At 56.9% G+C, this 14681-nt stretch carries 11 protein-coding genes; 6 read left to right on the top strand and 5 right to left on the bottom strand.

The features are described from left to right. Window positions 1-97: 97 nt before the first annotated feature. Window positions 98-469, bottom strand: a complete 372-nt coding sequence (locus H6F46_RS03840) for a sulfite exporter TauE/SafE family protein (protein ID WP_099533483.1) — start codon at window positions 467-469, stop codon at window positions 98-100. Between the two features lie 546 nt (window positions 470-1015). Between H6F46_RS03840 and rsmA the strand changes: the two genes are divergently transcribed. The 3 genes from rsmA (at window position 1016) to H6F46_RS03855 (ending at window position 4795) form a co-directional block, all read left to right on the top strand. Then, window positions 1016-1897, top strand: a complete 882-nt coding sequence (rsmA, locus tag H6F46_RS03845) for a 16S rRNA (adenine(1518)-N(6)/adenine(1519)-N(6))-dimethyltransferase RsmA (RefSeq protein ID WP_190353606.1) — start codon at window positions 1016-1018, stop codon at window positions 1895-1897. 126 nt (window positions 1898-2023) lie between these two features. Further along, window positions 2024-3244 carry a cysteine desulfurase family protein gene (locus H6F46_RS03850; RefSeq protein WP_190353607.1) on the top strand — a complete coding sequence of 407 codons (1221 nt, stop codon included), beginning with the start codon at window positions 2024-2026 and terminating at the stop codon, window positions 3242-3244. 75 nt (window positions 3245-3319) lie between these two features. Continuing rightward, window positions 3320-4795, top strand: a complete 1476-nt coding sequence (locus H6F46_RS03855) for a sensor histidine kinase KdpD (RefSeq protein ID WP_143473029.1) — start codon at window positions 3320-3322, stop codon at window positions 4793-4795. A gap of 29 nt (window positions 4796-4824) precedes the next feature. On the opposite strand, the gene H6F46_RS03860 is transcribed toward H6F46_RS03855, so the two are convergent. The 4 genes from H6F46_RS03860 to dxs form a co-directional block, all read right to left on the bottom strand. After that, a complete protein-coding gene (locus H6F46_RS03860) occupies window positions 4825-5022 on the bottom strand; it encodes a hypothetical protein (protein WP_099533487.1) in 198 nt (65 codons plus the stop codon). Window positions 5023-5297: 275 nt separating this feature from the next. Beyond that, window positions 5298-5987 carry a PEP-CTERM sorting domain-containing protein gene (locus tag H6F46_RS03865; protein WP_190353608.1) on the bottom strand — a complete coding sequence of 230 codons (690 nt, stop codon included), beginning with the start codon at window positions 5985-5987 and terminating at the stop codon, window positions 5298-5300. A gap of 461 nt (window positions 5988-6448) precedes the next feature. Further along, on the bottom strand, window positions 6449-6772 hold the full coding sequence (locus tag H6F46_RS03870; RefSeq protein ID WP_099534837.1) for a DUF2499 domain-containing protein: 324 nt from the start codon (window positions 6770-6772) through the stop codon (window positions 6449-6451). A gap of 130 nt (window positions 6773-6902) precedes the next feature. Further along, a complete protein-coding gene (dxs, locus tag H6F46_RS03875; RefSeq protein ID WP_190353609.1) occupies window positions 6903-8807 on the bottom strand; it encodes a 1-deoxy-D-xylulose-5-phosphate synthase in 1905 nt (634 codons plus the stop codon). 533 nt (window positions 8808-9340) lie between these two features. Here dxs and H6F46_RS03880 point away from each other — a divergent pair. The 3 genes from H6F46_RS03880 to H6F46_RS03890 all read left to right on the top strand — a co-directional run bounded on the left by H6F46_RS03880 (window position 9341) and on the right by H6F46_RS03890 (window position 14648). After that, window positions 9341-12388 (top strand): GAF domain-containing protein, encoded by a 3048-nt coding sequence (locus H6F46_RS03880; RefSeq protein WP_190353610.1) that lies wholly within the window; start codon window positions 9341-9343, stop codon window positions 12386-12388. Between the two features lie 60 nt (window positions 12389-12448). Further along, window positions 12449-12748, top strand: a complete 300-nt coding sequence (locus H6F46_RS03885) for a 2Fe-2S iron-sulfur cluster binding domain-containing protein (protein WP_099534830.1) — start codon at window positions 12449-12451, stop codon at window positions 12746-12748. 148 nt (window positions 12749-12896) lie between these two features. Further along, complete coding sequence (locus tag H6F46_RS03890; protein WP_370567077.1) at window positions 12897-14648, top strand: FAD-dependent oxidoreductase; 1752 nt, start codon at window positions 12897-12899, stop codon at window positions 14646-14648. The last annotated feature ends 33 nt before the right edge of the window (window positions 14649-14681 follow it).

A 14681-nucleotide genomic window follows, 5' to 3' on the forward strand; every position in this document is an offset into this window, starting at 1 on the left:
TTTCTCCCATCGTTTTCATATGTATGGCGCTTGCCAGATCATCCCCCACCTTTATTCCCAGTCCGTGCGATCATCGCCCAACCTGTTGATCAACCTCTCAGCGCACCGTCAAATAGCGCAACCCAATCAGCAGCAAAAAGCCCCCATACAGTTTCTTCATCAGGGCCGAACTGATGTAGGGTTGATTGGCGAATATTGCCCCAAAGTAATTCCCCACCAGCAATCCCACCACAATCAACAACCCGTACTTGATGTTGAGATTGCCGTTGCGGTAATACACCATCGCCCCCAACAGCCCGATCGGCAACACCTGAGCCGCAAGGGATGTTCCCGTTGCTAATTTTTGGTCTAGGCCCAGCCACAGCACCATGGCCGGCACCATAATCGCCCCGCCGCCAATGCCAAACAGGCCCCCCGCTAACCCTGCCGCCAATCCAATCAGCAGCAATTGCCAAACCACGTCCGTCATTCGGTTTTCTCCTTTCTTGAGCAATTCTGGTTTTTGATGTTCAGCTTGCCTGTGAGCGCAATTTCGGCAATTTCGAGTGAATCCCTTGGGCTTGGTACTGGAGCCTAAGCCTGAGCGAGTCATGCTCCTAAGCGCTGCCTCGTCAGACTCTGGCACTGTTTTTGGAACCAAGACAAGTTAAAGGCGACACATTTTTCTTGGCAAGACCCGAGTGATCAGCGTTGATACGGGATTCATCAACCATCCACTTCCCTTTAACGAAGTATCAATTGGCGATTCAATGATGAATCAACCCGATGAATTAACCCGATGCATCAACCCGATGCATAAATCTCAATTAATTAACCCCCGATCAATGATTTCCTGATTCTCGATTCATTGGATCCTATAGATCGATCATGAGATCCATCATTGCCCTATTCTTCATGATCATTCCTTCAAAAGTGCGATCAGTCATTGATTGGATTATGAATCCATTTTTGATGCTGATTGAATAGTGAATTAATTACTGAGTACAGATCACTAAGCAAAGATTGCAGCAAAGCCATGCCAAAACCTCGGAAACGCTTTGGTCAACATTGGTTGAGAAGTGAAAAAGCCCTTGCCAAAATCATTTCAGCGGCGGAACTGACCCCAGAGGATCGGGTTTTGGAAATTGGCCCCGGTCAGGGGGTCTTGACTCGGCAATTGCTGGATCAAGCGGGAGCAGTGGTTGCCGTTGAGTTAGATCACGATCTTTGTCCTGAGCTGGTGAAAAAGTTTGGGCAGCGGGACAATTTCTTGCTGCTTCAGGGCGACATTTTGACTTTAGATTGGCCGGAACAGTTGGCGGCTTTTCCCAATCCCCAGTTCCAAAATCCCAATAAGGTGGTGGCCAATATTCCCTATAACATTACGGGCCCAATTTTGGAGCATTTGTTGGGGACGATCGCCCAACCGCGATCGCAACCCTTTGAGTCGATCGTGCTGTTGGTGCAAAAGGAAGTGGCCCTGCGGTTGGTGGCGAATTTGGGCAGCAAACATTACAGCGCCCTTTCGATTCGATCGCGCTTTTTAGCGGATTGCTCTTGGGTTTGCGATGTGGGGGCCAAGGCTTTTTCACCGCCGCCCAAGGTCGATTCAGCGGTGGTGAAAATTCAGCCCCGCCCTTTTCCGCAGTCGCCGCAAAATGTGAAGCGCTTTGAAACGTTGTTGAAACTGGGCTTTGCCAGTCGCCGCAAGATGTTGCGCAACAATCTAAAAAGCGTCGTGGATTTGGATCAGTTGCGTCATACTTTGGTTGAGCTGGCAATTCCTGAAACGGCGCGGGCAGAAGAACTGAGCCTGGAGCAATGGATTCAGTTAAGCGATCGCTTGGTTTTGGGTTCTTTGTCGATCGAGATCGCAGCAGGAGAGGCGGAAGAATCGATGGACAATGTTGCGCCTTGAATACTGCACCTTAAAGACTGCACCTTGAATACTGCGAATACTGCATCTTCAATGACCAAAGACCAAAATTCCTGAACCTTAATTCCTGCGCCAAAATTCCTGAACCTTGATGCCAACGGATTGTCCATGCAAATTTATCTAGACCACAGCGCCACCACGCCGCCCTGTGATGTGGCGATCGCGGCGGCCCAACGGGTGATGACGGAACTATGGGGAAATCCGTCAAGCATTCATAGTTGGGGCGATCGCTCGGCCATGGTGCTGGAAACGGCGCGGTTGCAGGTGGCGACGTTGATTAATGGGGATCCCACGGGGGTGATTTTCACCTCGGGGGGCACGGAGGCGGACAATTTGGCGATCTTGGGGGTGGCCCAGCGGTTCACCCAACCGCGTCATATCATTTCCTCGCAGGTGGAACATTCGGCGATCGAGCGAACCTTGGAGCGGCTGGAGGCCCAAGGCTGGGCGATTACGCGCTTGCCGGTCGATCGCGCCGGACGGGTGAATCCGTCGGACTTGGCTTTGGCCATTCGCCCGGAAACGGTGCTGGTGTCGATTATTTTTGCCCAAAGCGAGGTGGGAACCCTGCAACCGATCGCGGAGTTGGGGACGATTACCCGGCGATCGGGCGCATTATTCCACACGGACGCGGTGCAGGCGGTGGGCCGGGTGGCGGTGGATTTGCAAACCCTGCCGGTGGATTTGCTGTCCCTCTCCAGCCACAAGATCTACGGCATTCAAGGGGCTGGGGCCCTGTGGGCGCGGCCGGGGATTAATTTGGCTCCCCAGTTGCTGGGCGGTGGCCAGGAGAGTAAGCGGCGATCGGGAACTCAGGCCCTGCCGGCGATCGCGGCCTTTGGGGCGGCGGCGGAACGCATGGCCCAAACCTGGGAAACGGAGGCTCAGCGGCTTGGTCAACTGCGCGATCGCTTGTTTGAGCGCTTGGCTCCCTTGCCCGCTTTGCATCCCACGGGCGATCGGCTCCATCGCTTGCCCCACCATGTCAGCTTTTGTTTACGGGGACGGTTGCCCCTGCCCAGTGGTCGGGATTTGGTGCGCCAGCTCGATCGGGCGGGCATTGCCGCCAGCTCTGGATCCGCCTGCAGCAGCGGCAGCCTGACCCCCAGCCCCACCCTGTTGGCCATGGGCTACGATCCCGCCGAAGCCACAGCGGCCCTGCGCTTAAGCCTGGGCCAGAGCACCACGGAAGCGGATATTGATTGGACTGCGTTGGTGTTGGCTCAAGTGCTGGAGCGATTGGGCGTTGGCCAACCAAATGGCGGCGATCGCGACTCGCAACGTTCGGTTTTGGGGTGCGCGACTCCGGGGCCTTGCCGATACACTTGAGGCAAATCCCCTAAGTCTAAATCCCTAGCGCGTGTGACGACGCTCTCGACGATTGCGGCGAACCCCAAACCCGCGATGCCGCTTCCCTCCCCTGCTCTGAGCGATCGCCCGCTCGATCGCCAACGGATCGATCGACCAACTATGAATGGATGGGTGTTACCAACGGTGGGTCATCTGCTTGCTCCCCTTACCCCCGGAGCGGGCCCAGGAACCCTATCCGCCGAGGCCCAATGGCAGGGGGCCACGAAGGCGATCGCCCAAATCATGGCCCAATCCATGGAAGCGGCCGACGCGATCGAAGCGGCCTTCATCACGGACTTTGCGGAAGCCTTACCCTCCGAAGCGATCGATCAAGGGGTGGTGCTGTTGGGGCCCCTGCCCTTGTTTACGGGGTCCTGGCTCGATCGCCTCTCGGTCTGGACATTCAGCAGCCACCTTTGGCAATCCCTGTGGCTGTTGCCCTCCGCCGATGGGGGCGAACCCTGCCCGGAAGTGACGGAACGGGCGATCGGCCTAGCTCCGGTGGATCCCCTGGCCGCAGAATCCTTTTGCGTGGTGCGAATGCGGGACTTTAGCTTGGCCCTCTCACTCCAAGAAGACTCCACCGGCCAACTGGTGTTTCGCTTCTCCTTTGAGCCTCAGGCGATCGCCGCCGTCTGGCAAGCCTTGCGGGCCCGGGTGCAACTGAACGCCCCGCAGCAGCTCGGGCCGTTTGATGCCCTGGCTCAACAGTTTCCTTTGGTAGAACCCAGCTATCGGATCGTCAGCGCCTTCACAGAGCGCCTGCTGCAAGCCCTGCCAGCTCCCAGCAACCCCGCCCATTCGGAGCCGCGCCGTCGCCCCTTGCGGGCCTCAGCCCGGCCGCAACCGGCCAAACCCGCGATCGACCTGGAGCTTTTGCAAGCCCTCGCCCACAGCGTCCGCACGCCCCTGGCCACGATCCGCACCTTCACCCGCCTGCTGATGCGCCAGCAAAATTTGCAGGACAAGGCGGTGAACTACATCGAAAAAATCGATCGGGAATGTACCGAACAAATCAACCGCTTTGACCTGATCTTCAAAGCCGTTGAACTAGAAACCAGCAACAGCGCCCACCTGTCCCTCACGCCCATTCCCCTGGCCCAGGTGTTTCAATCCAGCATTCCCCGTTGGCAACAACAGGCCAGCCGCCACAACTTGGAACTGACGGTGAAGCTACCGCACAAACTGCCCACGGTTGCCAGCGACCCCACCTTGCTCGATCGAATGTTGGCGGAAATTATCGAAAACTTGGCCCGCACCCTGCCCGCCGGTAGCCGCATTGACATGGAAGCGGAAACGGCCGGCAGCCAACTGAAGGTGCAATTGCGCTACGACGCAATGGGCGCGGCCACCCGCCTGGAATCGCTGAAGTCGATCGGGCAGTTGCTGACCTTCCAACCGGAAACCGGCAGCTTTGGCTTGAATTTACATGTCACCAAAAACCTGTTCCAGGCGATCGGGGGCAAACTCACCATCCGGCAACGGCCCCAGCGCGGCGAAGTGATGACCATCTTCTTGCCCCTGCAATAGGGCGCTGCCACGGGACGGCCCGCCATCCACTACCAACGGCGCGATCGCACCCCCCAAACGCCCAACAGCAGCAACACCCCCATCGCCAAAAACAAAACACCAAACACAATCCCCGGCACAAAGCCCAACAGCCCCACCCCCCGCAACAACCACAACACCGCCGTCACCAGAGCCAACAGGCCCAACCAATTCCACCAAGGAGCCGGCCGCAAATAGGGAGGGGTCATAGCAAAACGTTCAATTCCAGTAATCAGGGACTTAACAACAACAGCGGAGCCAGCCGCCAAAGGCCTACCCCACCGGGTGAATCAGCTCTGGCTCTCCAGCCATCCTCGTATTAGGCAATTCTGCCATTCACGGGAGATCTTCAAAGCAAATCTTCAGTCGCCATGGGGACATGAACAAAACAAGGGCGATCGCCTGATTTCCAAGCGATCGCCCTCAACAGAACATGAACAATTGTCAAAAAGTAGCCAAAACGGCAGCCCTTAGCAATCGCGATTTAGTCGATCGCGTGCTGGCGCTTTTTGGCAGCCACGCCAACCGCCGTCCCCACAGCCAACAGACCCAGCAAGCTAACCGGCTCAGGGGTCGAGGCCACTTCCGTCAAGCTGACACTATCAATGTAGGCTCCGTAGGTGTCCCGCGTGCCCAGGTAGTTGAACTGCAAGCGCGTTAGATCAGACACCGCCTTCACCAACAGAGGGCCGCTGTTGAGCCAGTTGGTTTGACTGCCGCCGTTACCCGCATTGAAAACTTGGTTGAAGCTGGAACCAAACAAAACGGAGAAGGCATTTTGGTCTTTGCCGCCTTTCCAGTTGTTTGCAATTCCCGGACGAGCCGAGTAAGCAAAGGAAAGTTCATAGGTCTTTCCTGCTTTGGTCACGATGTCTTGGAACAGGCCCAGCTCGGATGCTTTGCTGTCGTAGAAGTGGCTGTCGAGTTCCACCAGGTTTTTGCCGTCGTAGGCTTTCCCGGCTACCCCGGCTTGCACCTCAATTTTGCCGCCCTTGGTTGCAGACCAGCCCTCAATTTCTGAAAAAGTCCGCCAGCCGCCGTTGAGGGGAGCGCCTGGGGTTACTTCAAAGCTGCCGTTTTTAACCAGGTTGGCAGCCTGTGCGGGCTGGGTGGCAATCAGAGCAGGAACTAGGGCAAGAGCCAGGGTGCTAGCAATTTGTTGGAAGCGTTTCATAGTGACAATTTTTCCGCAGTAGTGGAGAGGTCTAGCACCCAACGTTTAGGTTCTTGAGTTACATCTTAGATCACACTTTGAAAAATCGGTTTAAAGATTAAGTGATCTCTAGACGAAGATTTCATGAAGCATTCTTTGTGTTTAATGATTATGATTTTCAATTGTGATTTGAAGCGTTCCTTTTTGCTTCCAGAAAAATTTTTTAAAACAACAAAAGATATTTTAAAAATTCCAATTCTTGATTGAATTAATTTATACAAAGATTAAAAAGACTTAAAACAAAGAAAAAATAATTGAATCTCAGAGAAACAGTTGAAATTTTAATATTTTATAACTCTTCCAACGTAACAGATTCTAGATTTTCAGAAAAATTCGATTTAGCCCAACAATAACGGTCACAAGGATCAATCACAATCAAGGCCCCTGTTTGGGACAGGGGGCCGACTTTTAAGACCGAATTCCTAGAGATCTTTTTCAGATCCTGACGGGTCGATCGGGCGCGATCGCCAAATCCACCAAGCCCCCGCACAAAGCGTGCAATTACCGATCACCGTCGTGGCCGCTTGCACCGTCACCAGCCACTCCAAGCGCGGTGCATTGTCAAAAAAGTGCCAGGTACAGGCGCACATGGCGCTCACCAGGGCCGGCAACATCCCCCAAGACAAAGCCCGCCAGCTCGGATTGTCGGTGAGGTCGCCGTAGCGCCAAATCAGCACGATCGCCGCGATCCACTCGATGACGCTGGAAACATGCACGATCCAAGTGGGAATTGATAGGGCATTCATAGAAAAAGTGGTCTACCGTTTTGATGCTTTGAGCCATTTTGAACAACTGGGGGAACGATTCGCAGAAAGATTGGTGGATGGTTGATCGCCCTGTCAGCCAACCATCCCCCAACTAACCGTTAGCTCACCGTTAAACCGCTGCCATTTCCGGCTTACGGCCCAACTGTGTCAACAGGCGATCGGCAATCTGCGGCCCCGTCAGACCCAGGCTTTGCATCGACTGGCTCGGCGTGGCGTGCTCCACCAAAATGTCCGGCACACCCAAGCGGGTCACCGGCACGGCCACACCCGCATCGCCGAGGGCTTCCAGCACCGCCGAACCGAAACCACCCATCAGGCAGCCTTCCTCGATCGTCACCACCCGGCCAATCTTCTGGGCCAGGGGCACAATCAGTTCCGTATCCAGCGGCTTCACGAACCGGGCATTCACCACCGTGGCTTCAATGCCGTGCTCACTAAGGATTTCCGCCGCTTGCATGGCCGGATAAACCATCGTGCCGTAGCCCACCAGCAACAGATCATCGCCGGTTCGCAGCACTTCGCCCTTGCCGATCGACATCGGCTCCCAACCGGCTTCCAACAACGGCGCACCTACGCCACTGCCCCGGGGATAGCGCACGGCGATCGGGCCCGGATGGGTCACACCCGTTACCAGCATCCGCTGGAACTCCGCCTCATCCTTGGGAGCCATGATCGTCAGGTTGGGGATACAGCGCAGGTAGGCAATGTCATACATCCCCTGGTGGGTGGGCCCGTCGGCTCCAACCACGCCGGCCCGATCCATACAGAAGAAGACCGGCAGATCCTGGATGCAAACATCGTGGATCACTTGGTCAAAGGCCCGCTGCAAGAAGGTGGAATAGATCGTCACCACCGGGCGTGCTCCCTCGCAGGCCATGCCCGCCGCCATGGTCACGGCGTGCTGTTCGGCAATGCCCACGTCCACATATTGGTTCGGCAGCTTGGCTTGGAATTTATCCAAACCCGTGCCGGTGGCCATGGCCGCCGTGATCGCCACAATTCGAGGATCGTTTTCCGCGAGTGTAATCAGGGTTTCTGCAAAAACTTTGGAGTAGCTGGGCGGCGTGGGCTTGCTGGCGGGTTTGGCCTTGCCCGTTGCCAAATCAAAGGGATTTTGAGCGTGGTAACCCACTTGATCTTTTTCGGCGATCGCGTAGCCCTTACCTTTGGTGGTGGCCACGTGGACGAGCACAGGGCCCTTTTGCTTGTGGCCTTCGCGGAAGATGTCAATCAGTTCTTTAATGTTGTGACCGTCAACGGGGCCCATGTAGGTGAAGCCCAATTCTTCAAACACTGCGCCGACTTTCGACACGGCCAGGCGCTTCATGCCTTCTTTGACCCGATCGAGTTCCGGCGACAGGGAACCGCCAAAGAAGGGCAAATGCTTCACCTGCTCTTCGATGTTGTCCGTCAGGAATTGCATCGGCGGGCTAAGGCGCATTTTGTTCAGGTAGCGCGACAGGGCCCCGACGTTGGGTGAAATGGACATATCGTTGTCATTCAGCACCACCATCAGGTTGGTGTCGGGCAGGTGGCCCGCGTGGTTAATGGCTTCAAGGGCCATCCCGCCGGTCATTGCGCCGTCGCCGATGATCGAAACCACTTTGTAGTTTTCGCCGGCCATGTCCCGGGCGATCGCCATACCCAAACCGGCGGAAATGCTGGTGGAGGCGTGGCCCGCGCCGAAGTGATCGAACTTACTTTCACAGCGCTTGAGATAACCGGCAATGCCGTCCTTTTGGCGCAGGGTATGGAACTCGTTGTAACGACCGGTAATCAGTTTGTGGGGATAGGCTTGGTGGCCCACGTCCCAGATCACCTTGTCGCGATCGAGGTCAAGGGTTTGATAGAGGGCGACTGTTAATTCCACCACGCCTAAACCGGGGCCCAGGTGACCGCCGCTGGTGGCAACGGTTTGCAGATGTTTTTCTCGAATTTGGCGGGCAATTTCTTCTAATTGGGCGATCGACAGCCCATGAAGTTGATTGGGGTGAGTAAGTTCGCTCAGATGCATAGGCGGCCACCTTGGGTGTTGGATATGGGGAATTTTGGTTTTGTACTGACCCCTATCGACTCTAACGAATCTCCATACCGTTTTTATATTTGGCGCAAATTGATTGCCGCGATCGACCGCTCATCCAGCGGGATCCAAAATCGTTGACCTTACGGTTTCCGCAGTGCGTGGTCAGTACATTGCTTTTGAGTGACCCATTCCCTGAAGATAGAAATTGACATCTGTAAAAGATTGGGATCTTGAGATCTAGGGATCTGCAAAGCAAGCGGCACTGGTGCATCACCATCTAGCGCCTTGGGGCCAGTCGCGTGGGGATCAGCGCCTTGGGGGGAGCGGCCCCTTGGGGATCAGGGGCGAGGCGCGATGCTTTGGGGTTGTCTGCGGGTGGGGACGATCAATCCCCTGTTCAGCACCGTCTAGCCCGTCAATCGCTAGTCTTGGGCCAACGGTGGCGATCGTGTTGATGCACAGGTTAAGCAGCTATGGAATTAGAGTTACAGAAGCCACGCAAAGGCACTCAGGAACAGCTACTGATGGGGATTGCAAACCGGATTCGGCAGTCCCTGGAGCTGAGCGAAATCCTGGCGGTGACGGTGGCGGAGGTGCGGGCTTTTTTGGAGACCGATCGGGTCAAGATTTACCAATTTTCGCCCGAGGGCCATGGCACGGTGGTGGCCGAATCCCTCGTGCCCGATCGACTGCCTTCCTTGAAGGGGTTGCATTTCCCAGTGGATGATATTCCGCCCCAGGCCCGCGAGTTGTTCGTGCGGGCCCGCCAGCGAGTGGTGGTGGATGTGGCTGAATGCCAAACGGGCCTGAGTGCCATGGATCCCCCGGGCGATGGTGAATTACGCAGCCCTTCAACGATGTGCTACCGTCCGGTGGATCCATGCCATGTGGAATATCTGACGGTGATGGGGGTGCAGTCGTCGGTGGTGGTTCCGATCGTGTTGGATAACTTTCCGGCCACCTCTGAGCCGCCCGTTTCCAGCACCTTGCACATGGGCAACCTGTGGGGGCTGTTGGTTTCTCACCACGCGGAACCCCGATCGGTGGATGAGGAGGAACTGCAATTCATCCAAGCGGTGGTCGATCAGGTAGAAATCGCGATCGCCCAGTCAATTTTGGTGCAGCGGGTCACGGATCAAGCCCTTCAGGAGGCGAGCATTAACCGTGTCACGGCCCTGCTGCACGAAGCGCCCACGGGCCAACTGCAAAAGGCCCTGGAAGAAACGGTGCAAATTTTGGGAGGGAGCGGCGGCCGGCTGTGTCTTTGGCCCGGGGGGCAGACCGATCGGGAACTGTATACGGTGGGGCCCCAGCCCCATCCCCTGGCCACCACGGATCAGCGCCCCTTTGAGGAACACCGGCTGGTCTATGCCTTTTTGAAAGCGGGCGCAGTGCCCGAGCCACCGCCCAGCACCACCACTCAGGATTGGTCTGTGGAGTGGATGCGCGCCAACTATGGCCTGGCGGCCCCACCCCAGGACAGCAGCAGTTTTAGCCAGCGCGTTTGGGCGATCGGGGACATCCATCGAGAACCCCTGCTGCGATCGGTGGCCCCCTCGTTTCAGTGGCTGCCGATCCGGGGTCTGATTTTGGTTCCCCTCTATTACGGCAGTGAGTTACTGGGTTGCCTCAGCATCTTTCGGGATGAGGTCAACACCGATGAGCTTTGGACCGGCTGGCACGACCCGGACACGCGCCAACTGATGGCCCGCCATTCCTTTGAGGTGTGGCGACAAATCAGGATCGGCCAGGCCCAACAATGGACGGTTTCTGAGGTGAAGCTCGCCCAGGCATTGGGGGAACGGTTTGCCACGGCGGTCAAGCAGCATTGGCTGTATACAGAGGTGAACAGCCTGAACGCCAGCTTGGAGGCCCAGGTGCAGGCCCGCACGGCGGAGTTGCGACAATCAAACGAGGAACTTCAGCGATCAACTGCGGATTTGGAACGGGTGATCCATCAGCAACAGACCCTGGCGCGATTGATTGCCAAAATTCGCGAGTCTTTGGATCTCGAAACCGTGTTTCGCACCACAGCGCGGGAAGTGCGGCAACTGCTGCGGGCCGATCGCGTGGTGGTGTTTGCCTTTAATTCCCACGCTCCGACCGCCCAGGGCAAAATCATTGCGGAAGATCGGGCCCGGGGTTGCACCTCCATTTTGCACTTGGAATTAGAAGATCCCTGCTTTAGTGATCAGCATGTTCTTCAATACCAAGTGGGCAAAGTTCACAGCATCCCGAATGTCCACAATTCGACCATGCCCGATTGCCATTTGGAAATGTTGCGGACTTGGCAAGTGCAGGCCAATTTGGTGATTCCGATCATTCAAAGTGAGGAACTGTGGGGACTGATGGGCATTCACCAATGCACGGCTCCCCGGGACTGGCAAGACTCGGAAGTGGAGTTTTTGCGCCAGGTTTGTGCGCAACTGGGTGTGGCGCTCCAGCATACGGAATTGCTGCAACAAACCCGATCGCAAGCGACTGAACTGGCCCAAACCCTGGATGAGCTAAAGCAAACCCAAATGCATTTGCTCCAAAGCGAGAAGATGTCAATTTTGGGGCAATTAATCGCTGGCGTTGCCCATGAAATCAATAACCCGATCGGGTTTATTCATAGCAACTTGGGCCCCATTCGTGAATATTCTGAATTTTTGATTCAACTGGCCCGACTGGAAGCCCAGCAAGCACCACAGGAGCAGATTCAAGCCTTACTGGAAACCTTTGATTTGGATTTTCTGGCGCGGGATTTTCCCAAACTGCTGGACTCAATGCATTTGGGCACTAATCGAATTCGGGAAATTGTCTCGGCGCTGCGTGGTTTCTCACGGGTCGATCGCACCATTACCAACGCCCTTTACCTGCAAGAGGCGATCGAGTCTACCCTGATGATCTTGCAATATCACCTGAAGCCCAATGGCAGCTATCCCGAAATTGAGATCATTCGGAATTATGACAACATTCCCCCCATTGAATGCTATTCCGGTCAAATTCATCAGGTTTGCATGAACTTGCTTTCCAATGCGATCGATGCTTTGCGCGAGTCCCAAGAAGAGCAACTGAGTCGCGATCAATTGCCCTTCATTGGTCGCATTTGGATTGAGCTTTCACAACCGGATCCTCAGCATATTGGTGTCACCATTCGAGACAATGGGCCGGGGATTCCGGAAGCGATTCAATCCCAACTATTTGATCCTTTCTTCACCACAAAACCCCTAGGTAAGGGTACGGGCTTGGGCCTATCAATTAGCTATCAAATTATTCAGCGCCATCGCGGCAGCATGGTTTGTCGATCGGCCCCTAGCCAGGGTGCAGAATTTACGATTACCTTACCCATTACCCAAACGCCGTCGGCCAATGGGGCCTCGGAGATGGGCCCCCATGGCGACGGCCTGCCCGCTGCCCAGCAACCCGCTTGGTCACCGGAGCTAAGTCTCAACAAACCCGAGGCCCGCCTGAACACGATCACCACGCGCCAATTGCTGCCGGGTCGCAAATCGGAATTATCGTTCCTGCCGATCGAGCCGGACGCTCGGGGCGATCGACCCACCCTTTCCGCCGAGGCCACGGAATGAGCTGAGGCCACCCAATCACTGACTCCACTGCCCAACCCCCAAACCGCCGCCATCCGCCCTATGGAGATCTCTGTTACCTTTTTGCCCGATCAAGTTACCGTCTCAGCCCAACCGGGCGAGATGCTGTTAACCGTGGCCGATCGCGCCGGGGTTGCCATTCCCACGGGTTGCCTGATGGGGTCTTGCCATGCCTGCGAAGTGGATTGGGCAGCGCAACCCCTACCCAGCCCCGATCGCCCCGATCCGTCAGCGGCCCCCGACCGTTCCGAAGACCCCCAAACCGTTTGTGCTTGCATCAGTGCCGTACCCACCGGAATCTCAGCACTGACGGTCAATTTGGGCATTGATCCCACGTGGTAAGGTTGGGCAGTTGATCTGCTCGGAGTAATGCTCGGTGACCACGGAACGCTTCCCTCAGACAGCGATTGAGGGTTTTGCTCTCCCCTTGGGGGCGGTGTCCCCGACCCCTGATCCGCTGCCCCTAGACAGCCCCATTCTGGACAACCCGATCGCGGAAACCGATGTTTTGGTGGTGGGTGGCGGCACTGGGGGAACGGCGGCGGCCATCCAAGCGGCCCGCTGTGGGGTGCGGGTGCTGTTGGCCACGGAGTTTTCCTGGTTGGGCGGAATGTTGACGGCGGCGGGGGTCTGTGCGCCGGATGGCAATGAATTGACGGCCTTGCAAACGGGTCTCTGGGGGGCATTTTTGCAGGAGTTGGCCCAGCGTCAACCCCAGGGGCTGGATTGGGGTTGGGTCAGCTTTTTCACCTATGAACCGGCGATCGGGGCGCAGATTTTTGCGGATTGGGTGGCGGCCCTGCCCAGTTTGCGTTGGGTTTCCGGAGTGCGGCCGGTGTCGGTGCAGCGATCGGGCGATCGAGTCACCGGGGTTACTTTTGACTCGGGGTTACAGGTGACCGCCCAGATCACGATCGACGGCACGGAATTGGGAGATCTGCTAGCCCTGGGGGAGGTTCCCTATCGCTGGGGTTGGGAGTGGCAAGACCAATGGCAAGAACCCACGGCCCCGGCGGGGCCTACGGCCTTGACCGAACGATTTCCGGTGCAGGCTCCCACTTGGGTTTTTTATCTTCAGGATTTTGGCCCCGAAGCGATCGCCCCGGAAATTCCCTGTCCCGCTGACTATGACCCCACCCGCTACCAAGCGGCCTTTGCGGGCTATGCCAGTGCCCAGCGCGTGTTGGACTATGGGCGGATTGCGGGCGATCGGTTCATGATCAACTGGCCCCAGGCCGGCAATGACTATGGGGATGACCTCGATCGCCTGGTGGGAACAGCGGCCGATCGGGCAGCGGCGCTCCAAGCAGCCTACGATCGTAGTTTGGGATTTGCCCATTGGTTACAACAAACCCTCGGACGGCGCTATGGCTTGGCCGATCATCTCTTTCCCGACACCGGAGCCTTTGCCCTATATCCCTACTTTCGGGAAAGCCGCCGCCTTCAGGGATTGGCAACGGTGACGGAAAACCAGATCTTGCCAGTGGTCGGAGGCTGGGGAGCGGCCCTGCCCCGAGATCCCCACAGTGGAGCCAGCAGCGCGATCGCCTATGGCAACTATCCCAATGATCACCACTACCCCGGGGAGGTCTTTCCCCTAGCGCCCAAATCACTTCGATGGGGTGGTCGCTGGACGGGGACGGCCTTTGCGCTGCCCTATGGCTGCCTGGTGCCGCAACAGGTCGATGGGCTGTTGGTTTGCGACAAAAATATTTCTGTGTCCCACATGGCCAACGGAGCCACGCGCCTCCAACCGGTGGTGTTGGGGTTGGGTCAAGCGGCGGGGGCGGCGGCTGCCCTTTGTGTGCAGCAGCATTGCCAACCCCGATCGCTGCCGGTGGCCGCTGTGCAAACGGCCTTGCTCCATGACCCGCAGGCTCCGGCGGCGGTGATTCCCTGTTTTGGCCTCACGCCCGATCGCGATGATTGGCGATCGCAGCAGCAGCACTGGATTGCCCATCCCCAAGCCTACGAGCAACTGCTCACCCAGGAGCATCCCCTGAATCTGATTCCACCGCCGGAACCTTCAGCCACTTTGGGGTTCACCGGTCAGTTTCAGCGGCGCGGCCCCCAGGACTATGCCCTAGAAACGGCCTTGACCCCGGAGCCAATTTCTCTGGTGGCGCTCCATCCTTGGGTGAATTACCACCTTGGCCAACTGGAATCCGGTAGCTCGATCGTTCTGCGAGGGCGCTATAACCCCTCTGGCCCCTGGATCATTGTGGAGGATCTGCCGGATTAGGGCCGGGAGCAATGGCGGGACTTTGCGATCAGC

It is taken from the genome of Limnothrix sp. FACHB-1083, from assembly GCF_014696485.1.
GTDB lineage: Bacteria > Cyanobacteriota > Cyanobacteriia > CACIAM-69d > CACIAM-69d > CACIAM-69d.